Source organism: Pedobacter cryoconitis (assembly GCF_014207135.1).
Classification (GTDB): Bacteria; Bacteroidota; Bacteroidia; order Sphingobacteriales; family Sphingobacteriaceae; genus Pedobacter; species Pedobacter cryoconitis_D.
This window is the reverse complement of sequence record NZ_JACHCC010000012.1, coordinates 47,450-71,973: the sequence shown is the minus strand read 5'-3', so window position 1 is coordinate 71,973 and position 24,524 is coordinate 47,450. Positions and strand designations below refer to the sequence as shown.

The 24,524-nt window shown below is 39.5% G+C and carries 20 protein-coding genes; 9 read left to right on the top strand and 11 right to left on the bottom strand.

The window, feature by feature from the left end; translation table 11 throughout:
- Positions 1-10: 10 nt before the first annotated feature.
- Positions 11-787: a polysaccharide lyase gene (locus HDF25_RS20860; protein ID WP_260409428.1), complete on the top strand. Its 777-nt coding sequence runs from the start codon at positions 11-13 to the stop codon at positions 785-787.
- Positions 788-839: 52 nt separating this feature from the next.
- On the opposite strand, the gene HDF25_RS20855 is transcribed toward HDF25_RS20860, so the two are convergent.
- A complete protein-coding gene (locus HDF25_RS20855; RefSeq protein ID WP_184628339.1) occupies positions 840-1,493 on the bottom strand; it encodes a FadR/GntR family transcriptional regulator in 654 nt (217 codons plus the stop codon).
- A 226-nt stretch (positions 1,494-1,719) separates the two neighbouring features.
- On the opposite strand from HDF25_RS20855, the gene HDF25_RS20850 reads away from it, so the two are divergent.
- The gene (locus tag HDF25_RS20850; RefSeq protein WP_184628338.1) at positions 1,720-2,895 is read left to right on the top strand and encodes a cupin domain-containing protein; all 1,176 of its coding nucleotides are present in this window, start codon (positions 1,720-1,722) and stop codon (positions 2,893-2,895) included.
- Between the two features lie 255 nt (positions 2,896-3,150).
- Here HDF25_RS20850 and HDF25_RS20845 read toward each other — a convergent pair whose 3' ends face one another.
- From HDF25_RS20845 to HDF25_RS20835, 3 genes are all read right to left on the bottom strand, one after another.
- A complete protein-coding gene (locus tag HDF25_RS20845) occupies positions 3,151-4,740 on the bottom strand; it encodes a discoidin domain-containing protein (RefSeq protein WP_184628337.1) in 1,590 nt (529 codons plus the stop codon).
- 282 nt (positions 4,741-5,022) lie between these two features.
- Positions 5,023-5,955, bottom strand: a complete 933-nt coding sequence (locus HDF25_RS20840) for a YeiH family protein (protein WP_184628336.1) — start codon at positions 5,953-5,955, stop codon at positions 5,023-5,025.
- 72 nt (positions 5,956-6,027) lie between these two features.
- Positions 6,028-6,924: a LysR family transcriptional regulator gene (locus tag HDF25_RS20835; RefSeq protein ID WP_184628335.1), complete on the bottom strand. Its 897-nt coding sequence runs from the start codon at positions 6,922-6,924 to the stop codon at positions 6,028-6,030.
- 326 nt (positions 6,925-7,250) lie between these two features.
- Here HDF25_RS20835 and HDF25_RS20830 point away from each other — a divergent pair, with 326 nt between their 5' ends.
- From HDF25_RS20830 to HDF25_RS20820, 3 genes are all read left to right on the top strand, one after another.
- Positions 7,251-9,380, top strand: coding sequence for an ATP-binding protein (locus HDF25_RS20830; protein ID WP_184628334.1), 2,130 nt, complete (start codon positions 7,251-7,253; stop codon positions 9,378-9,380).
- Between the two features lie 117 nt (positions 9,381-9,497).
- Positions 9,498-9,947 carry a DoxX family membrane protein gene (locus HDF25_RS20825; protein WP_184628333.1) on the top strand — a complete coding sequence of 150 codons (450 nt, stop codon included), beginning with the start codon at positions 9,498-9,500 and terminating at the stop codon, positions 9,945-9,947.
- 125 nt (positions 9,948-10,072) lie between these two features.
- A complete protein-coding gene (locus tag HDF25_RS20820; protein WP_184628332.1) occupies positions 10,073-11,344 on the top strand; it encodes a cation:dicarboxylate symporter family transporter in 1,272 nt (423 codons plus the stop codon).
- 75 nt (positions 11,345-11,419) lie between these two features.
- Here HDF25_RS20820 and HDF25_RS20815 read toward each other — a convergent pair whose 3' ends face one another.
- The 4 genes from HDF25_RS20815 to HDF25_RS20800 form a co-directional block, all read right to left on the bottom strand.
- Complete coding sequence (locus HDF25_RS20815; protein ID WP_041886923.1) at positions 11,420-11,599, bottom strand: hypothetical protein; 180 nt, start codon at positions 11,597-11,599, stop codon at positions 11,420-11,422.
- Positions 11,600-12,108: 509 nt separating this feature from the next.
- Positions 12,109-13,704 (bottom strand): MFS transporter, encoded by a 1,596-nt coding sequence (locus HDF25_RS20810; protein ID WP_184628331.1) that lies wholly within the window; start codon positions 13,702-13,704, stop codon positions 12,109-12,111.
- On the bottom strand, positions 13,704-14,762 hold the full coding sequence (locus HDF25_RS20805; protein ID WP_184628330.1) for an HlyD family secretion protein: 1,059 nt from the start codon (positions 14,760-14,762) through the stop codon (positions 13,704-13,706). Before HDF25_RS20805 ends, HDF25_RS20810 begins: the two co-directional genes overlap by 1 nt.
- A gap of 1 nt (position 14,763) precedes the next feature.
- The gene (locus HDF25_RS20800) at positions 14,764-16,089 is read right to left on the bottom strand and encodes a TolC family protein (RefSeq protein ID WP_184628329.1); all 1,326 of its coding nucleotides are present in this window, start codon (positions 16,087-16,089) and stop codon (positions 14,764-14,766) included.
- Between the two features lie 83 nt (positions 16,090-16,172).
- Between HDF25_RS20800 and HDF25_RS20795 the strand changes: the two genes are divergently transcribed.
- The gene (locus HDF25_RS20795; protein ID WP_184628328.1) at positions 16,173-16,967 is read left to right on the top strand and encodes a helix-turn-helix domain-containing protein; all 795 of its coding nucleotides are present in this window, start codon (positions 16,173-16,175) and stop codon (positions 16,965-16,967) included.
- Here the strand turns inward: HDF25_RS20795 and HDF25_RS20790 are convergent.
- Entirely contained in the window at positions 16,964-18,901 is a 1,938-nt protein-coding gene (locus HDF25_RS20790; protein ID WP_184628327.1) for a KUP/HAK/KT family potassium transporter, read from the bottom strand. The genes HDF25_RS20795 and HDF25_RS20790 overlap by 4 nt on opposite strands.
- A 515-nt stretch (positions 18,902-19,416) precedes the next feature.
- On the opposite strand from HDF25_RS20790, the gene HDF25_RS20785 reads away from it, so the two are divergent.
- The 3 genes from HDF25_RS20785 to HDF25_RS20775 are packed head-to-tail and all read left to right on the top strand — an operon-like array spanning position 19,417 to position 23,035.
- The gene (locus tag HDF25_RS20785; protein ID WP_184628326.1) at positions 19,417-20,058 is read left to right on the top strand and encodes a DUF47 domain-containing protein; all 642 of its coding nucleotides are present in this window, start codon (positions 19,417-19,419) and stop codon (positions 20,056-20,058) included.
- A gap of 6 nt (positions 20,059-20,064) precedes the next feature.
- A complete protein-coding gene (locus HDF25_RS20780; protein ID WP_184628325.1) occupies positions 20,065-21,204 on the top strand; it encodes a metallophosphoesterase family protein in 1,140 nt (379 codons plus the stop codon).
- Positions 21,179-23,035, top strand: coding sequence for an ABC transporter ATP-binding protein (locus HDF25_RS20775; RefSeq protein ID WP_184628324.1), 1,857 nt, complete (start codon positions 21,179-21,181; stop codon positions 23,033-23,035). Before HDF25_RS20780 ends, HDF25_RS20775 begins: the two co-directional genes overlap by 26 nt.
- Positions 23,036-23,040: 5 nt before the next feature.
- Here HDF25_RS20775 and HDF25_RS20770 read toward each other — a convergent pair whose 3' ends face one another.
- Both HDF25_RS20770 and HDF25_RS20765 read right to left on the bottom strand, forming a co-directional pair.
- Entirely contained in the window at positions 23,041-23,550 is a 510-nt protein-coding gene (locus HDF25_RS20770) for a hypothetical protein (protein ID WP_184628323.1), read from the bottom strand.
- Between the two features lies 1 nt (position 23,551).
- Positions 23,552-24,448: an aldo/keto reductase gene (locus tag HDF25_RS20765; protein ID WP_184628322.1), complete on the bottom strand. Its 897-nt coding sequence runs from the start codon at positions 24,446-24,448 to the stop codon at positions 23,552-23,554.
- Positions 24,449-24,524 lie beyond the last annotated feature (76 nt).

The window sequence follows — 24,524 nt, the reverse complement described above, 5'->3', positions numbered from 1 at the left end:
TAACTACTCTATGATGAATAAAATTGATCTTATCGGAATTACATTAGCAATGGGCTGCGTTTTCACACTGACCAATTGCAAAAAACAAAATGACAATGCTGTACAGTCAGCAAACAGCAGCCAGATTATTCCTAATGCGGCCTCCAGTATACTATTTAATGGAGATGCCAGCAATGGCGCCAATAATGTATGGAAAGACATTAACGTCGAACAAAACGGAGCCGTGTCTACCGTTAAGGATGAAACCGGAACATTATGCTGGAATTTTTTGAAACCCGTTGGAAGCCATCGTGCTGAAGGACATGGTGCAAAGAATTTCCAGGGAGTTGAAGGGGATGATATTTATATTGGCTGGACCAGTAAAGTATATATGCCCGTTACTTTAAAAACAGAAGCCATATTTCAGTGGAAAGCTTATCCAACAGCCACAGCAAGTGCTAATCATCCGATCATGCTCCATACAGTGAATGGAAAACTCGAATTACAGCATTTTGATGAAAATCATGTGGCTACAGTACCATGGTCTATTCCATTGGCAACAGGAACCTGGCAGAAGTTCGTACTCCGGATGAAATTATCTAAAGATGCGTCTGTTGGATTCATAGAATTCTGGTATAACGGAACTCAGCAAACCCTTTCCAATGGTAAACAAAGATTAAATTGCAGAACATTGGACAGTGATTTGTGCGATCCTAAATGGGGAGTTTATGGTGGAGATTCTTCTCAGGTAACACAAATTGTAAAGAAAATCAGAATTGCGTCTGCTTATATAGATGCAGCACAGTAATCAAATACGAAAAAAAAGGTAAAGGGTCTTCATCCAAAAGAACCTTTACCTTTTAATAATTGTTATCCAGGATCTTTTGCAATACCAGCTGGGATTGATTAAGCTTTTTACTTTTAATTGCCTTAAACAACTCCTCGTGAAGATGATGGTTCATGGCAAAACGACTGATCCCCTGTTTCTCCCTTGCTAAAAAGAAATTACGCATCACCTGGGTAAAACTATAATACAGATCGGACAGTACCGGGTTTAAAGAAGCTCCCGCAATTGCCATGTGGAAAGCAATATCAGCATCGGCACACGCTTCATGATTCTCTGCCTGGATAGCTATTTTACGTTTTTCCAGACAACATTCGATCTCTTTAAGATGTTCTTCCGTACGATTTTGTGTCGCCAGTTTGACGATTTCTTTTTCCAGCATACTCCGCACTGCATTGACGTCATCAAAATCAGCTCTTCGTAATTTTTGTTCAACACTTACTTCCTGGAAACTATTATTTACAAATGTACCAGAGCCCTGCTGCACTTTTAAAACACCGGAAATAGACAAAATTTTGATGGCTTCTCTGATGCTTGACCTGCCTACCCCGTATAATTTCATTAATTCAGGTTCTGAGGGTATTTTCTCCCCTGTTTTATATTTCCCCTGAGCTATATCTTCCTTGATCAGGCTGATTACTCTTTCGTAAAGTTTTGTGGAGTTATTCAAAATATATGCTTTCCGACAAACATACGATGTTTATTTCAAACATCATAAATACAGACATTAATTTCGACTAAAATGATCTTAAACCCGATATTTTCCAGTCGACATAGTCACTTAAACAACCACAAGACATTTGTCACAAACATATGATGTTAACACAAACATATGATGTTTTATTTAGAATTGTGATAATTCAATTCTATATTTGTCTAACATTAATCTTAAAATTATGGCAACTACTAGACGCGGATTCATTTCCGCAGCATCACTGTCAACGCTTGGCCTGGTAACAGCAGCAACAAGTTTAAATTTATTAGTTCCGGAAAAAGCCGGTGCATCCACAAAATCATTAAAGGAAAAGACTATGCAAAACCCACAGGAAGAATTAGAAGATTTCGTCTATGACATTGAAAATGGAAGTAAAGGCTGGACCGGAACCGGAGGAACAGCTAAAGAGGCAACTGTTGAAGAATTTCCGGTGTCACAAAGCATTGCAGGTGTAATTATGCGTTTAACCCCAGGTAGCTTCCGTGAATTACACTGGCACTCCATTGCTGCAGAATGGGCTTACGTTTTAGAAGGAAAAGTACGTACAACAGTCGTTTCTCCAGACGGAACGACATCAACTGATGATTTTGAAAAGGGTGATATCTGGTATTTTCCTAAAGGTCATGGTCATTGTCTGCAGTGTCTGGGTGATCAATCCTGCAAATTCCTGCTTGGCTTTGACAACGGTCATTTTTCCGAATTCGGAACCTTCAGCTCAACAGACTGGATAAGCCATGTTTCTCCGGAAATACTTGCACGGAATTCGGCTTTACCAGCCAGTACTTTTGCTTCTTTCCCACGTAAAGAACTTTATATAGGGACTGGAAAAATCGCAACTGGACCAAAACCGCAAAACTTAGATCCCAATATTCCAACCAGTGATTCTGCCCACAAATTCCGCATGGAAACTGATGGAGTTTACCAGAAATTCAACGGAGGTTTTACTAAAAAAGTGTCCTCCAAAGAATTCCCTATCCAGACCACTTTAACAGCATTACGCATGGATATAGAACCTGGAGCTATCCGTGAGCTGCACTGGCATCCAAATGCAGACGAATGGCAATATGTAATCAGTGGTAAAGGAAATGTAAGTATTTTCGGATCACACGGCCGTGTGAAGACCATGGCTTACAAAAAAGGAATGGTTTCGTTCATTAAACAAGGTTATGGTCATTATATTGAGAATACAGGCACAGAAACATTAAAATTGATTATACTTTTCAATGCTGGTGAGTACCAGGAAATCTCACTCAATACCTGGCTGAATGCCAACCCTATCCAGCTTGTGGCAGATCATTTTGATCTTACTCCGGCACAGACATCTTCACTCGCAAAACATAAAACAGGTATTTATTAATTAAAGACAGCTATTATTCATAGGCTTGCACCAGTAACTGGTTAACCTGAATTCAGGGTTTGCCCTGACGGGTAAATGGTTCGGTTTATATTCGGACTTTCTTCAGCCCCGTTCGAAGGATCTTCGAACAAAGTCCGAACAAAACCCGAACGAAACCCGAACCAAAGCACATCCAAACCAAGCGTTCAATACCAAAAAAGAGGAGCCCAAACCTGGACATCCTCTTTTTCAATTTATAATGTTATGAAATAAATATTAATAGGCACCGACCTCGGCCAACGCGGCAAATGACTGTCCATCATAAGAAGATTTTGCAATCAGTTTAATATAACGCAGACTCTGTTTAGATGGCAAGCTAAAGTATTGTGCTCCATTTGCATTCGCCAGCACCAAAGATCCGGCCGAAACAAAATTCTGGCCATCAGTACTGTATTGGATCTCAAAATCTTTTACAGCTCTTTGTAAACCACTTCGCTGTGAGATACTGAAACCACTGACCAGTTTAGCAGTCCCCATATCAACAGTAAAAGAGTGAGGGTAAACTGCTACCGTACCTGAATATTGCGAATGCCAGTAAGTATTTCCCATGCCATCAATCAGATTAGCGGCATTTCCATTTTCAGCAGCAGTCTCCTGTGAACTCACATTAATCACATTCCAGCCCTGTTTACTAAATTCATCTCTGCTGCTAAATTTTAACACAGGAATACCATTTACAAATTCATAATTATAAATTGTCTCTGTGACATTTCCATTGTCATGAACCAGCTTTACTTTCAGTTCATAAGGACTGCCATCTTTATATTTAAATTCGGAGATTGGCATTTCTACATAAAAACTGTCCACTCCTATTGCTTTTGATTCCCAGGTAACTGCATTATAATCGTGATTAACACCAGTACCTTCATTATTTACATTAGGATCATTATAATAAACAACACTATTCACCTTAGTATCCGAATTAAATTTACCAGACACTACAATTGCTGATTTTGCAGCCACATAATCAGCATGGATTTTTGTGATTGATGCTTTAACAGGCCCATAATATGTTTTGTTATCTTTATTAAAGATTTGATTCACATTTAATATGGCACAATCAGTAGCTGTTAGAAAGGTCTTCGAGATTCCCAATGTACCATTACCAGCCCACATCAATGCCATACCCAGGGTCTCATTCTCAGATACCTTCTGACAGTTATGCGGCAAATTCAAACCATGTCCAAGCTCATGCATCATTCCGCCAAACCAAACACTGAAACGTTTACCATCCGCGTCTGTTTTACCCAGGTTCTTGATATCCAGTCCCTCGTAATCCAGTGCATAGCACCATTTTCCAGTTCCGTAAAACGGACCTCCGCTAGGCGTTCCATCTGGTTTAAATTCATAACGCGGCATAATTACCAGCGTATGCTCGCTGGTATTATCGGCAGGATGCGCAGCAAAATAGGCATTAATTTCCTGAGAAACAGCTCCTGATCCACCAGAATATGGATAAGAACTTTTAGGCTTTGTACCTCTGATTACAATAATTTTCACACGGTTTGCACTATTCACAAACATCCCAAAGGTTTTATCAGGATAACCATTACGTGTCATTTCGTCTTTATAAAATTTCTGTCCCCAAAGCATCAGGTCACTTAAACGTTTCTGATATCCTGGCAGGGTATCAAGATCGTTAGGGACAAAATAGATGAGGTTTAGATTATGGATATGATCACTGCTATAGCCATCTGCAGTTGTCGTCGTTGTTGTACCTCCGCCACCAACATCGGTGCCGGCAATTTTCTTACAAGCCATAAAACTGACCAGTACTGGAATCAATAATAATAATTTTGTTTTCATAAGGTTTTGATTAGGTTAGGATATCATGTTAAAACACAACACATTATACTAAGCAATCTATAAATAGCCAGATTATATATTAACTATAAAGTATACGCAAACGTTTGATATGATTACACAATAATTATTAAATATTAAATGTTTTTTCGTTTAAAATCAAGAAGTTACATTGTAATTCCAGTTAAACATCAATAAAAAATAGTCGACACGGAATTATTTTGTTCACAAAATTTTGCGATATCCGCTTTGAAACATATTTTAAAACGTTTGCGCAATAATTACTTAAGCAAATATCATAATGGCCCAAAGGGATGCTGAACAGATCGCAATCCATAACAATACGCCCTGAAAAAATGGTTTGATTCCGACTGATTTGATTACTTTAAAAGATAATCCGCTTCCGATCAGGAACAGCGTCAGTGTAAGCCCTGTTTTTGCCAGGTCAACCAGATAAGGAGATACAGTTTTTATAAAAGGTAAATAAGTGTTGGCTAGTATGGCCAGTATAAACAAGCCTATGAAATAAGGAACCTTAATTTTATTCTGGTCACTTTTGAAAAGAAAAGCTGTAAAAAAAGCAACCGGAACGATCCATAAAGCACGTGCAAGTTTGACCGTTGTTGCAATTTGTAACGCCTGTTCCCCATATTTACTTGCTGCGCCCACTACCGAACTGGTATCATGAATAGCAATGGCGCACCAAAGTCCGAACTGGCTTTGAGATAAATTAAAGGCATGGCCGATACCTGGAAAGACAAATAGGGCTACAGAATTAAGAATAAACACTATACCTAAGGCTGCTGATATCTCTTTTTCACCGGCTTTCATTACCGGAGATAATGCTGCAATCGCGCTTCCTCCACAGATTGCTGTCCCGGAAGAAATCAGAAATGATGTTTTACGCTCTGTTTTAAATACTTTACCCAATATAAACCCAAGTATAAGGACACCAAAGATGGATACTACAGTAAATAAAAATCCTTCTTTTCCCGCTTTCAGTGCTGAAGCCAGGTTCATTCCAAATCCCAGTCCGATAACCGCCAGTTTCAGCAACCAGCTGGTCGCTTGATGGTTAAGATGAAGAAAAGGGTGTTCCATTAATTGTGCAATTATTAATCCAAGTAATAAAGCTAAGGGTGGAGACATAAAAGGCAGCAGACAACATAATGCTGCTGCAATAAATATAATTTTGCGTGTACTCAGGCTCAGTTCCATAATCTTTGTTATTTTTCATACAAAGATGCCTTCACTGAGCAGGCTGGTCAAATTGATAAAATTAATCTCCCATTACTTCAGGTTATGGAATAGTCTCGCATAACGGAGAAAAACCTCAGACAAGCCATCCAGTTTTCCATGGAGATGAATGAAGTAAAAATTACGTTCTATAGTCAATCCTGAAACATCAACGATCCTCAGCAATCCACTTTGCAGTTCGCTTGTCAAAGCGTGCACAGAGATAAATGCCAGACTATCAGAGTGCATCAGATAAGACTTGATGCTCTCGGTACTCCCCAGCTGGATTTCAACTTTGAGATCGGCAGCCCTCACCCCTATTTCTTTGAGTGCATAATCAATAACTTCAAGCGTACCCGATCCCTGTTCCCGCATCACGAAAGAGTTTTCCAGCAACATTTCTCTACTCAGTTCAGATTTTTTAGCCATTGGATGATCTTTGCCACAAACCAATACAATCTCATCCCTGATAAATTCAATATAACTGATTTCCTGATGTCTGGACCTACCTTCTATGATACCCAACTGTATTTCCTTATCCAGTAATGCCTTTTCAACCTGTTCAGTATTACCAGTAATCAGATTGAGCTCTATACCGCGGAATTTATTTCTGAATCCAGCCAGCATTGGCGCTATTACATATTGGGAAACTGTTGTACTTGCACCTAAATGCAAAATACCTTCCTTTTTCTGCACCAATGCGTTCATATCGAAATCAATATTCCGGTAGATATCAAATAAAAGCTCAGTATGTTTTAATAAAAGTTCTCCGGCACCTGTTAGCTGGATTTTATTACCTTTACGTTCAAATAATTTATTATCATACTGCTGCTCAAGTTCATGGATATGTTTAGTCACAGCCGGCTGTGTAATGAACAAGGCAGATGCTGCTTTGGTGAAACTTAATCGTTTGGCCACGGTATAAAAAACTTCTAAACGAAAATCTGACATCTGAATGTGTAAATTAAAACATAAAGGATAATCCTGCCAAGATCTCAATAAAACAGCAATAAATGAAATATCCTGTTTTTCAAATCTGATTATTCCCTATAAAATCATAAAAAAAATGAATTCCCCCTACAGTTACAAATTACGCTCAAATACAATAAATGATAATATTTTTCGTCTCATCAGCAGCTTCATCACCTGCGAAGAAGAATATTAAATAAACCTGAACCAAATCAAATTCCGTATTGCCAGATCTGCTAAACCAGATCAGGCAGAGCTTTAGCAAGCTCTCTAAGTATGGATAACATACACACCAAAAAATTATACTAATGAAAAACAAGCAGTTCTCCTTTATAGTCATTCTGATTATTATTGTCTTATTTATCATTATCCTGTTAAGAGTATCCTTTAATCAATATACTGAGCAAAAAGCACTTCAGGATACAAGCCTCCAGAGTGAGGTCAATAATGAACAAATACACGAACTGGATAATATTAACCTGACCATACAGGAAACAGAGAACAACTTCAGACTGTATACCTCCCTTTGGGAAAAGGAATACTATATAAAGTATGGTCAAGGCATACAGCACATCTCTTCTCTACTGGAAAAATTTTCTAAAGAGGACATCAAAAATGTCACCTCTGATATTTCTACTGATATCGCCAAAAAAAATAAACAAATTCTGCTTTACGCCAGTATTAAAAAAATGACAGATTCATTGATGTCAGTTAGTCTGAAGGTCAATACCGATCATATCACCCCCCCTGCCGCCCTGGTAGTCCCACGGCCAAAAGTGACTATCGAAAAAACAGTTAAAACGGAGGTTGTTAAAAGTGCTCCTGAAGTAAAAAAAACAAAGTTTTTCCAACGTTTAAAGAGTGCTATATTAAATAAGGAGGATAAAAAAGATACAGTCAGGACTAATAATGTAGAAACTATTTATATACGGGGCACAGATGACAAGCACCTTTATACTAAGAAGCAGTTGGACGATGTCGAAAATTTCTACAGAAACCTCCTGGAAAAACAACGTGGGAACCACAAACTTCTGAATGAAAACGAGCGCGCTATTCTCAAACTGAACGAACAGATCCTGCAAAACATTAAATTGCTTTTCCGCGAATTCTCTGCGCGTGAATATCAGCTTCAGCAAGCCCGTAAAACAGCGCTGAAAGACAGAGCGCGGCATTCGCTGCAAGTAATCGGTACCTCCGGAAAGATTAATTTCCTGATTAATATAATCTCCCTGATCATTATCATCTTATTAATGATCAGATTATACAGGGCTTACCATAAAATAGTCAAAGCAAATAAACTCGCAGCCGAACAGGTCATCGTTAAATCGAGGTTTTTCACCAGTATAAGCCATGAGATGAGAACCCCGCTGAATGCTATTCTGGGCACCACTGAGCAGTTAAAATCTACACCTCTGAATACGGAACAGGCCGCCATGGCAAATCTGCTGGATACCTCTTCCTCGATGTTGTTAGCTGCAGTAAATGAAATTCTTGATTTTTCGAGGATGGAAACTGGAAAATTGTCCCTTTCCAAAACCCCTTTTTACTATAAAAGTACCTTGGCAGATATCGTAGCAGCCACAAAAGTATTGGCCAGCCAGAAAGGCCTTGAACTTATACTGAACCAGGAAGACACACCTGACCTGTTGCTGACAGGTGATCCTTACAGGCTTAAACAGATTATGGTTAACCTCATTGCCAATGCCGTTAAATTTACGGATCGGGGAAAAATCACTGTTGAGGTCAGTACCAGGAGAAATACTCCAGGCCACATTCAATTATTAATACAGGTTATCGATACCGGTATTGGAATCTCTGAGAAAGAGTTACCTTATATTTTTGATGAATTCTCACAGGTAATTAATAACAAGCGGATGGACTGGCAGAAAGGTTCGGGATTAGGCCTGCCGATTTGTAAAAAACTGATAGACCTTCATCATGGAAAAATAGCCGTAACCAGTGAACCGGGAAAAGGCACAACCTTCCAGCTGGAAATCCCTTATGCTATTGCAGAACAAGAGAATTTAACAGCTGAGGAAAATTCAGCACTGCCAACAGATGTCTTCAGGAATGTTCATCTACTGGTTGTTGATGATGCAAACATGAATCTGCTGGTTATTAAAATGATCTTTAATAAACTGGATATTAGTTTCGATACGGCTACCAATGGAATAGAAGCCCTGGCAGCATTTGAAAAAAACAATTACGACCTGGTACTGACCGACATAGAAATGCCAGGTATGGACGGGATTGAACTAACTCAAAAGATCCGCACACATCATGATGCTAAAAAATGCAGAACACCTATTATAGCGATAACGGGTCAGATCTCCCCGGAATCACATCAGAACTACATAGCCTCAGGTCTGAACGACTACCTGATCAAACCTTATAAAGAAAGCGAGTTGATTGAAAAAATAATCGACTATCTCCCTTAAAATCAAGGCAAAGAACTTTAAAACACAAATAATTAATATCCAATTATTTGTGTTTTAAATATAATTTATGCTTAACTTAATATAACCAAATCAATAGTATCTTAAAAAGGAGGTTATATGAATATGGTTCAAAAAATAGAGCATTGGGGAGATATACATCAGACCAAATGGCTCGACGTAATCCGCATTGTTCTTGGACTACTCATTCTAAGCAAGGGAATTGCGTTTATCAGTGACACAGGCGTACAGCAGGAATGGATCTTACAACATAATACCCTGGGATTTTCGGGGTTAATGGCCATTGCTGTCCTCCATATTGTCGCATTCGCACACCTGGTAGGCGGATTACTCATCCTGATGGGACTGCTTACACGTTTTGCTTCAGTGATCCAGATTCCAATCCTTTTAGGAGCGATTTTCTTTGTCAATATCTCTAAAGGTTTCTCCTTCCTTAATTCAGAGCTATGGCTGTCTATTATTGTACTGCTGCTACTCGTTTTATTCTGGATAGTTGGTTCTGGTCCATTTTCAGTAGATAACTGGATGAAAGCACACCGTCCGAAATAACAACAGATCAAACATAAACCAAACCCTTCATAATTACCATCCTGGTAATTATGAAGGGTTTGGTCTTTCTCCCCCTTAAGAGTTAAAAATCAGTCATCTAAATTTGCTATTTTTAACGCTTATATATGGAAATTACTTCAGCCCAACCACCTAAACCACAAAAGAAGAGCTTTATCAGAAGACTATTTACCAATCTTACCTTTTGGGTACTGATTGCCATAGTAGCAGGTATAATACTTGGAACTGTAAATCCCGCACTGGCCATAAAAATGGAAATTGTAGGTAAGACATTTGTCGATATTATCAAACTCTTCATTGCTCCGATTATATTTCTTACGATCGTCCTTGGTATAAGTACCATGGGTGATCTGAAAAAAGTAGGACGGATAGGTATAAAATCTCTGTTATACTTTGAAATCGTCACAACTTTTGCCCTCGCTATAGGTATACTGGCTGCTTATGTGATCAGACCAGGTCACATAGACAGGACTGGTCTGAACATACAAGACCCTTCCAAATACACAAAAGCAGCGGCATCCGGCGCGGCCTTTGACTGGGGGAAGTTCTTTATGGACAATCTGACCCTGCAGGTACTGGCCGTTGCTATCCTGACTGGTATTGCACTTAACTTCTATTCCAGGCGTCAGCAGGTTATAGGTGTACTGAGCAAAGCCTCAAAGTTAGTCTTCGGGGGACTAAAATATGTCATGTACCTGGCACCCCTGGGGGCTTTTGGAGGAATGGCATATACGATTGGTAAGTTTGGCTTACAAACACTTATTCCCCTTGGTAAATTGATGGGGACTGTCTACCTGACTATGGCCCTGTTTGTCTTTATTATCCTGGGATCAATTATGCGGTATTTTAACCTGAGTATCCTTAGTTTTCTTAAATACATTGAAGAAGAACTATTGCTGGTTTTAGGAACATCCTCATCCGAATCGGCATTACCTTCAGTGATGAAAAAACTAGAGCAGCTAGGTTGCAGTAAATCCGTTGTAGGTCTGGTAGTTCCGACCGGCTATTCCTTTAATCTGGATGGTACTTCTATTTACCTCTCTATGGCCGTTATCTTTTTAGCACAGCTCTATAACATTCATTTATCCTTGCCAGAGATGTTAAGTATCATAGGGATACTGATGCTGACCTCTAAAGGGGCGGCAGGTGTGACAGGAAGTGGATTTATCGTACTGGCTTCTACATTGACCGCTCTTCATAAAATCCCGGTAGAGGGGCTTGCTTTCCTGCTCGGTGTAGATAAGTTTATGAGCGAGGCCCGTGCCATTACTAATATTATCGGGAACGGAGTGGCCACTATCGTCATCGCCAATACAGAAAACGAATTCCATCCAGGAGAAACAAATATTCTTGCCCTCAAAAAGAAGATTGGCCGCTAACAAAAGAAGGCGTTTCATCAAATGATGAAACGCCTTCTTTTATACTCTTTCTGCTAAGGGCAGACCTGAATATTATTATTTATCGCTGTTTTTCTTTTCAGTTACTTCAGTACGAATTTCCTGAGCTAATGTTTTTAAATCTTGCATTGCTTTACGAACTCTAGTACCGGCAGCACCGTTACCTGCATTGTAAAACTTGTCTGCATCTGCCTCAACTCCGGCGATTAATTCTTTTAATTTTGCGAATTTTTCCATGATATTTTGTTAATTAAATTTGATTTCTGGGCTTAAAGTTAATAATTATTGGTTTTCTTCCAAATCATTAACGAACGACAATCGGGTTTTAATATAAGCGAATCATTATTTAAAACCATTTCTGCAAGGTATTGTCAGAATTGTTCCTGGTTAACAAAACATTAAGTCTTGAAAACCAGCCTCAAACACACAAACAACTAAACTACTGACTAACAGAACTATAACCCAAAAAACACACAAAAACAAGTCACACAAGCACGTATTAGCGCTACAACACACAGGGAAGGATATGAGCGCTATACCATCGAAAATCTAAATCAGCAAGAGGAATTAAAAGATCTGCTAAAGAAGCCCAAAAACAAAGATTCTGACAATACAATGACAAAAAACAAAACATTGCTATAGGCCTTAAGCGCCAAAACAGACCTTAGCAGAGGTCAGAAGCCGGGTAACAGGAACAAAAAAGAGGAGATTATCCGTACCAGATCCCCCCCAGTCTGTCACCCTCTCTAATAAGAAGCAGGAGCTGGCTGATTAGATTTCAAATCTATTTTTGTCCTGTTCAATTTAGGGAATAAAGCGACCACCAGTAACACGATAATCAGGACAATACTGATCAACAGATAATAATCCATCATTGCTCTTAATTGTGCCTGATTATCCACCGCCCTATTGAGTAAACCTCTGGCTGCTTTCGCTGCCTGGTCGGGGGCCATACCTTTATTAGTCATCGCTCCGGCATATAGATTCAACCTTTCTGAAACCATCGTATTCAATCCACTTAAATGTTCCTGAAATCTGTTGATATGATTGTTCTTTTGCTGAAGCTGGAAATAATTGATCAGTGCAATACTTGCACAAAAACCTGAGAAGCGGAAAAAGACACCAGTTGCTGAGGCCGAACTACCCAGGCGTTCAGGTACTGATGAGATCGCAAAAACAATAATAGGTGTCATCAGCATCCCTGCCCCCATTCCCTGTATAATCAATGGAATGACAAATGTCGAAGAATCTGCCTGTGTACTGAAAAGAAACCACATCCAGGCATGAAAAATCAACAATAAGACAAAACCATATAACCAAACCAGTCTTATAGGCCTCTTCATAATAATCAAACGTGAAGATATCAGTACGCTGAGTACAATACCCACAATATTCGCTATCATAATATAACCTATATGTATAGGATCCATTCCTAAAATAACAGCAAAATAAATAGAAGTAATTCCTAAAGCACCCCGGATGATATAGAGGATGAAAATCATCCCCATACCCACGCTAAAATTTCTGTACTTAAATACTTCCAGGCTCAGGTAAGGCCTTTTTAGATGAAGTTGTCTGAAAATATGTAATCCGGTTAAAACCAATGTTCCGGATAAACTCCAGACAATCCTGGGATCGTGCAGCCAGTAATATTGCTGGCCATAAACCAAAGTATAACCTAATAAACAAAGGATAGCAGAATAAATAATGAAACTATAGAAATCCAGCTGATAAAGCGGCATTTTCTTATTAAGCCTTACATTATTCATAATGACCAGTAATAATATCCCACCTGGGATATAGGCGAAAATGATAAATTTATAAAGGACATTGTAATCAAAAGCATCTAAAATCGGGGCAGTAATAATCGTCGAAATTGGCGTGATACAAAGTAACAGACAGTAAAAAATGGAATAGCCGATTTCTCTGGCCCTTTCATTATGCAAACTTCCAAAAATCAGGGTAATACAGATACTCGTTGACATACAGTTAGACATTCCCTGGATAAACCTGAAAAGGAATAAAACAGACAGGTTGCGGGTATGAAAACAGATATAAGCTGTCCCCATCTGGATAAGTATACTGAGTATAAAATACTCTCTTGTTGCTATAAAAATAAAAAACCGCCTTTCCAGTGCAAAAAACCCAGCTACTGCCGCATAAAAAATAACCATCGAATATTGCACATCAGCTGGTTCAATTCCATAATAACCTGCAGCGCCCGGCCCGCTTGCAGTTGACAGACCAAACAATAACAAACCAGGAAAGATAACCAGGAAGATTGTAGCCCTGATCAGCCACACAGGCACCCAGGATCTAAATACCGGCAAAGCTAAATTCATTAGTTTTTTCTCACTTTTACGTTTGCATTCATACCGGCACGCAACTGATCTACGATCTCCTTGCTTTCTGTCAGTTTGATTTTAACGGGTATACGCTGTACAATTTTCACAAAATTACCTGTTGAATTATCGGGAGGAAGTAAAGAAAACCTTGCTCCTGTTGCCGGAGACAGGGATACAATCTTTCCCTTAAAAGTTTTACCAGGAAAAGCATCTGCTGTAATTTCTGCTTCTCCGTCAATCTTCATATTTCCGATCTGTGTTTCTTTAAAATTAGCAATCACCCATTTACCAGCTTCCTGATCAACAATATAAGCTAATGTCTGACCAACCTGGATCTGTTGTCCTTCCTGAATCGTTCTCCTACCCATTTTTCCGTTGTAAGGAGCACGGATTACAGTATAACTCACATCCAGTTTTCCTCTGTTTAACAAAGCCTTGCGACGTTTGATCTCTGCTTCATAAACACCTTTCTGTGATTTGATATCATTTACTTTTGATAAAGATGCCTGATAATTTTCTACAGCCGAACGGTATTCAGAAGTAGCTACATCCAAAGCTGCCTTACTATTTTCCAATTGTTGCTGTGTTGCAGATTCTACCTTGAATAGTTTAGAATATCTGTCAAAATCCTGCTGTTGTTTAACCAGTTTTGCTTTAGCAGAAGCAATCTGCGATTCACTGGCCTGTGAAACTTTCGAAGTTGTCATCACATTACTTTCCAGTACACCAATCTGTGCCTGAGCATTAGAAAGCGCTGCTTCTGCCTCTTCCTGCTGCAACTGATATTCGCTGTTATCAATAACCAGCAAAGTATCCCCCTTTTTCACATCCTGGTTCTCTTCGTATTTAATTTCCCTGATAAAACCACCTACCCGCGAAGTGATCGGGTTGATGTATTCTTCTATCTGGGCATCATTCGTATCTTCATAATTATAAAGCTGGACCAGGGAGATAATCCCCCATATGGCAAGCCCCAAAGCAATAAGCCCGGCTATCCAGGCCGTAATTTTTGTAATTAACCGATCAGTATTTGTATAATTATTCTTCGTCTTCATTTTAGAGATTGCCTATTGCCTTTTGTAATTGATAATATTGTAATTGTGCTGCGATTTTGGCTGCTGCCAGATCGAAACGCGTTTGAAGTAACTGGGTATCTGCATCAAGCAAATCTGTAACCAGTGCAAGCTGATTGAAATAAGTATTATTTACAATTCTTAAATTCTCAGTGGCCTGATTGATATTTTCTTTAGCCACATCAATCCGGGTCAATGATTCCTGATATCTCAGGTAAGCTTCATTTACTTCCTGCCTGATCCGGTCTTCTGTATCAGAATGCTCTACTTCCTGCTGCTGATATCTGAGTTCGGCAGCTCTCGCTTTATGTGTATTATGATAAAAAGCAGAAATAGGAAAACTAGCCTTAATTCCCGTCATTCCTAAACCATATAAAGCCACTGAATATGGATAAATGAATATCTGAGGATAGGAATAGGCATAATTTGCAAACAAGCCAACTTTAAAAGACACATTGGCTTTTACATTTTTCAATTCCAGCTTACGTAATTCACCTTCCTTTTCAGATATTTTATAAGCGAAAGAGTGTTGCATCGCTTCTGAAAGATAGGTTGTATAAGGTTGTAATACCGGCAGCTCATCTTTTGCCTGAACGACAGGTTCTATAACTGTCTGATCAGGCAGACCTGTCAGGATATTCAGCTTCTGATTTGCAATGGCCAGATCATTATTTAACTGCACCAAAGCCATTTTTTGTCTTGATAATTTCAGGGTTACTCTGAGGACATCACTTTTCAATACCACTCCGTTTTTCAGCAGCTGTTTAATTTCTTCCAGCTGTTTCTCCTGGTCACTGATATCTTTTAGTAATAAGGCTTTAAATATATTGCTTCTTTGCAGATCGAGAAAATAAGCAGTTGCCCTTAACTTCATTTCAGAAGTAGTCAGGTTCCGTTGTTCAACAGCTATTTCATTTTCTTTTTTCTCTTCTGCAATTTTGATATTGGTTTTATTACCATTATATAAGTTAAAATAAGCACTACCACCAAATTTATAAGAGGTATGCACCACTTCAAATTGCTCTGGTGTATGAAATAACCCATTTGTATAAATAGGCATATTACTCACTTTGGCATACTCACCTTCTGCAGAAATTTCAGGAAGACGCTCAGCTTTAGCATCTTTTATCCCTTCGACAGTACCTTTGACCTTAAGGTCCTGCATTTGTATAGTTTTGTTATTGGCTGCGACTTTTTCCCAGATCTGGTTAAGAGACATTTGTATTTGAGCAGGCTGCTGGGCCTTTACACTACCTATCAGAAAGATGGATAGACTGAGGAGAACGATTTTTTTATTATTGAAGTACATATCATTTAAGAATGATACAAAATTACAGCTATGAAATACTTGTAATTTTATCTATATTACCAAATATTTGTCCATTCCAGCCAATGTATATCGAAGACACAGAATCCTATCTTAGAGTTATTGATTCCAAGCCCAAAGGCATATTCATTGTGCATGAAAAATTAGAGCGGAGTTTACCGGTACATTCGCACACCAAAGGTCAGCTAACTTACGTAGAAGGTGGTATAGCCTATATTTTCACTGATGATAAGACTTATATTATACCTGCAAGACATTATGTCTGGATCCCCAGTGGTCTGGAACATTACCTGAATGTGAGGAATGCAGCGACCATTACCCATAACCTGTATTTTTATACAGAAGATGATCATACGGATATTTTCTATCAGAAATTAGGAATTTATCCTGTCAGCAATCTATTGTTTGAGATGCTTGTTTTTGCCGGAAACTGGACAGGAACTATAGAAAAAAAGGATCCCGGGTATCATTTTCTCGCCGCAATAAAGGATATATTACCAAGGCTGAGTACCAAATCATTCCCTATCGCATTACCTACGACTTCAAATACCAGGTTAAGACCAATAGTGCTTTATCTCTCCCAGAATTTTGCTCAACCCCTGACGCTCGAAAACCTGGCCAGCCGTTTTGGAATGGGCGAGCGAACATTATCACGTTTGTTCCAGTCAACCATGAGTATTTCTTTTTTACAGTATCTCAAGTTGCTCAGAATTGTAAAAGCAATAGAACTGATTATGTACAGTGATAAAACGACCACTGAAATTGCTTACCTGACTGGATATAATAGTCTGGCGGCCTTTAGTAAAGCATTTTTTCAGCTCACCAATATCAGGCCGTCAGATTTTGGCAAGAGCGGTTAATATAGCCTTTTCAGATAAAAATCTGTAGGAATATCCACGATCAGCGGAACCTTTTCTACTGCTACGAAACTCAGATCGAGTCCAAAACCTCTCTCTTCAGGTACACTAAACGTTTTAAGAATACTATAATAAGCCATCGTGAAACGTTCGATAAAATACAGGCTGTTCGCATTTGAAAGTACTTTCTCAATCACAACAAACCTGAAATCTCCGGCAATATTATGTTCTTTCAACGAAGCATATTTACTGGTGATATCAATCTCTCCATTTTTCACCATCTCTTCCACGACTTTCCTGAACATCACATTGACACGCTGCTCTACACGGAATCCCAGACGGAAATCTATCCTGATCAGTTTTTTATCAATTAGCTGCTCCACCTTATATTCCATGGTGAAAGGCTCATCAGTTACATCAACGTGAAGTAACCAATATACATCTGCCCTTTTCGGGTGTTTCTGAATAATAGAATACATGATAGATGATTCTATTTCAAAATTGAAATTGGCACTTGTCAGATAAACCAGCTGCGAAGCATATTTAGGAATAGTTTCATCTTCACTGATTTTACTGATAATCGGGAAGTATTTTTCTATATCCACAAAACGCATATAGCGGTTTCTTATCCTTCTTCCGTTTGACCAGGCATACATAATAGAGAAAAGTGAAATACCTAAAATCAGTGTAAACCAACCACCATGTAGTATTTTCACAGCATTTCCTGCAAGGAAAGTCAGCTCAATAACTCCATAAATTGTTAAAAATATAACGATAAGGTACATCGGTACCTTTTTACGCATTAGAAAGATCGAGACCAGAATGGTTGTCATCAGCATCGCTACTGTAATAGATAAACCGTATGCAGCCTCCATGTGTTCTGATTTCTGAAAAATCAACACCACCAGGATACAACCTATAAACAACACCCAGTTCATTGAAGGCACATAGAGTTGTCCTTTTGAATTACTAGGATAATTGATTTTAACTTTGGGCCATAAGTTTAATCTTACTGCTTCCGAAATCAGGGTAAATGATCCTGAAATCAGTGCCTGGCTGGCTACAGCCGCAGCAACAGTTGCAATCAGGATACCATAGATCAGGAACCAGTCTGGCATAATATGGAAAAAAGGATTGATCTCTCCGAGATGTTTTCCCTGCAACTGCCATAACCAGACACCCTGCCCCATATAACTTAAAATCAGACAGATTTTAACATATACCCAGCTTACACGGATATTTGATCTGCCGCAATGCCCAAGATCGGAATATAGTGCTTCTGCTCCTGTTGTACATAAGAAGACCGCTCCAATGATCAGGAATGCTTCGGGATTGGTCGTTAAAATATGATAAGCATAATAAGGGTTAATGGCTTTCAGAATTTCCGGGAACTGTAATACATAAGCCGTACCCAGCACCGCAATCATAGTGAACCACAGCCACATGATCGGACCAAATGCTTTACCTATAAAAGAAGTTCCAAATTGCTGAATACCAAACAGAAAAGTAATAATTAAGATCACAATTGGCACAGTAGGAAGGTCTTTGTAAATAATCCCCAATCCTTCAATTGCGGAAGAAACCGTCACCGCAGGAGTCATAATCCCGTCTGCGAGTAAGGCAGCACCGCCAATCATCGCCGGAATAATCAGCCATTTAGCTTTACGTTTAACCAGTGAATATAAAGAGAAAATCCCTCCCTCACCTTTGTTATCCGCCTGTAGTGTGATCACTACATATTTAATGGTAGTTTGTAACGTTAATGTCCAGAATATACAGGAAAGGCCTCCTAAAATCAGATCCGCGGTGATTAATCTTTCGCCGATGATTGCTTTAAAAACGTATAGTGGTGAAGTACCTATATCCCCGTAAATAATCCCTAAGCTAATTAATAACCCTGCGGCTGTTAGCTTATTGACATCTTTATGATTTCCCATTTTTTTAATTTGAAGGGGCAAAGGTAGGGATTGTTAAGTCATTAGAGGTCACAATACCCCAAAAAAATCATATTTAATCCAATCTGTTTAACCATCTTACAATTTTCTTAAAAGGAATATCCTCCAATATTAATTCTATGTTAAGCCATACTATTCATTAACAGAATGATAATTAAACATTACCAAATTGTTAAATTACCTTTACACCGTGCCGCTACCTATTTTTATTTTTCACGAGTTACTTATCAGAATTCAACAGTTTGATCCCTCTGTCGGATCCTATGTATCACATCACTACAACAAATCAGGTGCTGTAGTGATTACTACTACACGAACCATCAGAATCAAAAAATCGATTCTGAATAAACAATTCAAGGATCCCAGGCTTGTCCAGGAATCTGACCTTTTACAAATCGCAAGCTGATCCGTTAAAAAGAATCTATACGTTGATTAATTGACGAATTTTAAACAGGGTCTTAACATTCCCCTTTTATTTTTACAGAAAACCCATTCCTATGAATTCTGTATTTAACTTCTTTAGCCCTAAAGACAAAAAGTTCCAGCCTCTTTTCGAACAGGATGTGAAAAACCTGGTCAAAATCTCAGAAAGCCTGGCAAAGACAGTGGTTTGCGGGGATGAAGAAGAACGTATTATTCATTTCAGGGAAACAGAAAGACTGGAGCAAGCCGGAGATGATATTACCCACTCCATTTTTCTTGAACTCAGCAAAAACTTCATCACTCCGTTTGACAGAGAAGATATCTATACCCTGGTTAGTGCACTCGATGATGTCGCTGATTACGTATACGCCACCTCACTGAATATAGAACTGTATAAGATCAAGACCTTCAGCGAAGAAATCGTTCAGCTGGCCAGTTTGATCACAGAAATGTCTAAAGATCTTGAATTAGCGATCACCGAACTGCGGAACTTCAAAAACACCAAAATTATTGCTGATGTTTGTTTAAGAATCAACGAAGGAGAAAGCCGGGCCGATTATCTTTGCAATACTGCTATTGCCCGTTTGTTTATCACTGAGACAGACGCAATCGAGCTCATCAAACAGAAAGAGATTCTCCAGACACTGGAGATGGCCACTGATAAATGCGATGATGCAGCGAATGTGCTCGAAGCTATCCTGATTAAAAACGCATAAACAAACATGTCATCAGCAAAGAAACTCATAAAACCTCTTTTTAAACTCAACCAACCAGACGACAACTATAAATTTCAACCACTACCACTACCTTTTGGAGATTATCCATACCGGTTAAAACCTGCTATGGAACTGACCGATCCCAACAAACTGGTTTTTCAGGTCGCTGGTGATACCGGAGGCTTAAAATCTCCTGCATTTCAAAAGCTTATAGCAACAGAAATGGGTAAACAGTACCATCAGGCCAGAAATCCAGCTGACAAGCCTTCATTCCTATACCATGTAGGTGATATCGTTTATCATTTTGGAGAGGCAGATCAATATGAGCGGCAGTTTTTCACTCCCTATAAAGATTATCCCTCAACTATTTACGCAATTGCAGGTAATCACGACAGTGACGTCAATCAGGCGGCTAAAGTACCCTATTCAAGCCTTTATCCGTTTACCAGTGTATTCTGCGGAAAGACACCGAGGCCCGTTCCTTTTGGCACAAACCTAAATCGTATGAGCGGAATACAGCCGCATGTTTACTGGACATTGCAGACACCAGTAGCCAATATCATCGGCCTTCATAGCAACGTACCCAAATTCGGAGTTGTTACAGAGGAGCAAAAAGCATGGTTTATTGAGGAGCTCAAATATGCCGGTACCGAACATACAGAAAAAGCAATTATCGTTTGCATTCATCATGCCCCCTATTCGGCAGATTTCAACCACAGTTCCAGTCTGCCCATGATTAATTTACTGGAGGAATGTTTTGAAGCAGCAGGTGTCATTCCAGATCTGGTACTGAGTGGCCATGTACATAATTATCAGCGTTTCAATAAAACCTATCCAGATGGAAAAACCGTTCCATTTATCGTTTGTGGGGCTGGCGGATTCGATGAATTGCACTGGCTGGTTGAAAGCGATGACATACTCTACACTGATAAAAGTGATATTTTCGATACTGTAACTCTTCAGAATGCCTGCACGATGCTGCATGGATTTCTGAATCTTGAGGTTACGAAAACCGATGAAGGGCATCAAATCAGTGGAAAGTATTACTCCATTCCACATGATGGATTAAAACCCGGAGAAGATGCCAGTCTGTTCGAGGAGTTTACGTATTTTTGTAAACATGGCGACAAACAAGTTGTTCAATAAATCTTCTTTGCAAAATTCTAAAAAAGAAGGCCTGACTTTAAAAGAAAGACTGGCTGCACTGGGTAACCTACCTGGATTCTTTAAAATGGTATGGCAGACGAGCCCTGGCATGACTATCTCTAATTTATTACTGAGATTAGTCCGGTCGGCCACTCCGGTTGCGATGTTATATGTTGGAAAACTGATTATTGATCAGGTTGTTACACATATCAAAACACCAAATCAGCATGATCTGACGGTGCTCTGGAAACTGATTCTGCTTGAATTTGCAATCGCAATTATTTCAGATTTGTTAAGCAGGGCAATTTCTTTAATTGACAGTCTTTTGGGTGATCTTTTCTCCAAGCATTCTTCTATAAAGATCATGGAGCATGCAGCCACCCTGGACCTGGATCAGTTTGAAGATTCCATTTTTTATGACAAACTGGAACGGGCAAGACAGCAGACTGTAGGCCGGACTATTCTTCTTTCGCTGGTGATGAGCCAGGTGCAGGATCTGATTACGATGGGATTCCTCGCAGCAGGACTGATTATATTCAACCCATGGCTGATCCTGTTATTGTTAGTGACTATTATTCCTTCCTTTTTAGGGGAGTCTTATTTTAACGCACAGACTTACGCCCTCACCAGAGGACAGACACCTGAAAGAAGAGAACTGGATTATCTTCGTTTTCTGGGAGCCAGCGATGAAACTGCCAAAGAAGTAAAAATCTTCAACCTTTCGGGTTTTGTGATCAACCGATTCTCGGTCTTATCCGATAAATTCTATCTGGCAAATAAAAAACTCGCTTTGCGGCGTTCAGCCTGGGGTACTTTTTTTGCTTTATTGGGTACAGCCGGTTATTACGGCGCATACCTCATGATTATTTTTGATACCGTATCAGGAAAAGTAACTATAGGTGAATTAACCTTTCTGGCAGCTTCCTTCAGACAGTTAAAGACTTTACTGGAGGGCATTCTAACCCGTTTTATAGCGGTATCACAAGGAGCTATCTACTTACGCGATTTCTTTGAATTTTTTGAAATCCGCCCAAGAATAATTGCCTCAGTCAAAGCAATCCCTTTCCCAAAACCTATTCAGATTGGGTTTACTTTTGAAAACGTAGGCTTTCAATATCTGAATTCTGAACGCTGGGCAAACAGGCATCTGAGTTTCACGCTGTATCCTGGTGAAAAACTTGCGCTGGTCGGAGAAAACGGCGCGGGAAAAACAACATTGGTCAAATTACTGGCCAGGTTATACGATCCGACAGAGGGCCGCATTTTGTTAGATGGCATAGACCTCAAAGAATACGACCTTACTGATCTGAGGATGAACCTGGGCATTATTTTTCAGGATTATATCCGTTACCAGATGAGTTTTTCACAAAACATAGCGGTCGGTAATATCCAGGAAAAAGAAAACGACCCTTTAATACAATCTGCTGCACACCAGAGTCTGGCTGATCAGCTGGTCAAAAAACTACCTGGCCTTTATAATCAGATGCTCGGTAAAAAATTCGCAGAGGGTGTAGAACTCTCGGGTGGAGAATGGCAAAAAGTAGCGTTAGCAAGGGCTTATATGAAAGATGCACAGTTACTGATTCTGGACGAACCCACCGCAGCTTTAGATGCAAGAGCGGAGTATGAAGTCTTCCAGCGTTTCTCTGAGCTCACCAAAGGCAAATCGGCTGTGCTGATATCCCACCGTTTTTCTACAGTCAGAATGGCGGACAGGATACTGGTACTCGAAAAAGGAGAGCTGATAGAAATCGGGAGCCATCAGGAGCTTTTGGATCAGAACGGCAGATATGCAGAGTTATTTAATCTTCAGGCTATGGGTTATCGTTAGTTAAATCAGTCGTATTTTAAAGGTGTCCAGTGAATCAGGTTTCCGCTGAACTCTTCATTGAAATACAGAAAAAAATCTTCTATCGTCGCAAAACCATCATTAACAACCAGGCGCAATAGCGTTTCCCTGTCAATGAGTTCATAGTTTATAAAAACCGCCGGGCCATCATCATTGATTAATTTTGAGTAATCAATCTGAATCCTTTGCACTGACTGACACCTCAGAACTGGTGCAAACTGAAACTCATCGGTAGAATTCAAATTGATCACCAGCTGGATTTCCATTCCTGGCTGCCATTCATTATCAAGGTCCCTGCGTATGGTATGGATCTTTGGATCAAGAAATTCGCCAAAAGTATCTCCATCCCAGCATTTACCAAATTTTTCGAGATGGCGACGCTGATAGTCCTGATAACTGCCTTCCAGGTCACCCGGCCCCTGTAACAGACCCTTCCATATTTTTTCCAGAAAATAGTTTGGCTGATGATTAACCTCTGTACCGAATGATAGTTTCATATTACCTGTGTGCTGTATAATATTGTGATGTAGTTGACCGCTGTAAGATATCCATTTCTTCCGCAGAAAGAAGAGGAAAATCTGCAGCAGCTGCAATATCTTCTAACTGAACTTCTGTCCGTATTCCCAACACTGCACTGGTCAATGCCTGGTGCTGCAGAACGAACCGGATAGCTGTTTGTGCTGCAGAGCTACTTTTGCTGGTGATAGCGCGTACTATATCAGCAGCATGACTGACCTCCTGAGCCGACCAGTTTAAATAATCAGCTGCTGGTTTATCCACCAGTAAGCCCTGTGCAATACTACCACGACTTAATACACCAATTTCATTTTGCTCCAGCAAAGTCAGACATTCTTCTTCCGGTCTTCTGTCCAGCAAACTATACTGTATCATCACACTTACCATTGCAGAACGCTGAACATAGGCACGGATCACATTGGGGCGAATAGAAGAAATTCCATAATTTCTGATCTTACCCTGATTTTTTAAAATCTCGAAAGCTTCAATAGTTTCATCCATAGGATCTTCAATAGTTCCGCCATGTAACTGATACAGGTCTATATGATCGGTCTGTAACCGCTTAAGACTTCCCTCCACTGCCGAAAGAATATATTTCTTGCCAGGGTTCCAATCCCAGCCATTTCCATCCGCCCTGCGCTGGTTACCGACTTTGGTTGCTATAATAACCTGATTACGTCTGGCCTTCAGCAAAGATCCTATCTTAACTTCATTCTCCCCCGCCTCATATAAATCTGCTGTATCAAAATAATTAATGCCAAGTTCCAGCGCTCTTCCAACAATCTTTTCGTTTTCCTTTGCATCCCCGCTTAAGGACATACAACCGAAACCTATCCTGCTAACTTCCAGAGTTGACTTTCCCAAATTTGAATATTGCATCTTGCTTATTTTTATAGGTTATCCTGGTCTATATTAAGAAATACTAATCAGTAATCAATGTAAAAAACGAACAATT

Excerpts from the sequence above, each read along its gene's own strand:
- HDF25_RS20860 (WP_260409428.1), top strand. The coding sequence starts at position 11 with ATGATGAATAAAATTGATCTTATCGGAATTACATTAGCAATGGGCTGC.
- HDF25_RS20850 (WP_184628338.1), top strand. The coding sequence starts at position 1,720 with ATGGCAACTACTAGACGCGGATTCATTTCCGCAGCATCACTGTCAACG.
- HDF25_RS20845 (WP_184628337.1), bottom strand. The coding sequence starts at position 4,740 with ATGAAAACAAAATTATTATTATTGATTCCAGTACTGGTCAGTTTTATG.
- HDF25_RS20840 (WP_184628336.1), bottom strand. The coding sequence starts at position 5,955 with ATGGAACTGAGCCTGAGTACACGCAAAATTATATTTATTGCAGCAGCA.
- HDF25_RS20835 (WP_184628335.1), bottom strand. The coding sequence starts at position 6,924 with ATGTCAGATTTTCGTTTAGAAGTTTTTTATACCGTGGCCAAACGATTA.
- HDF25_RS20830 (WP_184628334.1), top strand. The coding sequence starts at position 7,251 with ATGAAAAACAAGCAGTTCTCCTTTATAGTCATTCTGATTATTATTGTC.
- HDF25_RS20825 (WP_184628333.1), top strand. The coding sequence starts at position 9,498 with ATGAATATGGTTCAAAAAATAGAGCATTGGGGAGATATACATCAGACC.
- HDF25_RS20820 (WP_184628332.1), top strand. The coding sequence starts at position 10,073 with ATGGAAATTACTTCAGCCCAACCACCTAAACCACAAAAGAAGAGCTTT.
- HDF25_RS20815 (WP_041886923.1), bottom strand. The coding sequence starts at position 11,599 with ATGGAAAAATTCGCAAAATTAAAAGAATTAATCGCCGGAGTTGAGGCA.
- HDF25_RS20810 (WP_184628331.1), bottom strand. The coding sequence starts at position 13,704 with ATGAATTTAGCTTTGCCGGTATTTAGATCCTGGGTGCCTGTGTGGCTG.
- HDF25_RS20805 (WP_184628330.1), bottom strand. The coding sequence starts at position 14,762 with ATGAAGACGAAGAATAATTATACAAATACTGATCGGTTAATTACAAAA.
- HDF25_RS20800 (WP_184628329.1), bottom strand. The coding sequence starts at position 16,089 with ATGTACTTCAATAATAAAAAAATCGTTCTCCTCAGTCTATCCATCTTT.
- HDF25_RS20795 (WP_184628328.1), top strand. The coding sequence starts at position 16,173 with ATGTATATCGAAGACACAGAATCCTATCTTAGAGTTATTGATTCCAAG.
- HDF25_RS20790 (WP_184628327.1), bottom strand. The coding sequence starts at position 18,901 with ATGGGAAATCATAAAGATGTCAATAAGCTAACAGCCGCAGGGTTATTA.
- HDF25_RS20785 (WP_184628326.1), top strand. The coding sequence starts at position 19,417 with ATGAATTCTGTATTTAACTTCTTTAGCCCTAAAGACAAAAAGTTCCAG.
- HDF25_RS20780 (WP_184628325.1), top strand. The coding sequence starts at position 20,065 with ATGTCATCAGCAAAGAAACTCATAAAACCTCTTTTTAAACTCAACCAA.
- HDF25_RS20775 (WP_184628324.1), top strand. The coding sequence starts at position 21,179 with ATGGCGACAAACAAGTTGTTCAATAAATCTTCTTTGCAAAATTCTAAA.
- HDF25_RS20770 (WP_184628323.1), bottom strand. The coding sequence starts at position 23,550 with ATGAAACTATCATTCGGTACAGAGGTTAATCATCAGCCAAACTATTTT.
- HDF25_RS20765 (WP_184628322.1), bottom strand. The coding sequence starts at position 24,448 with ATGCAATATTCAAATTTGGGAAAGTCAACTCTGGAAGTTAGCAGGATA.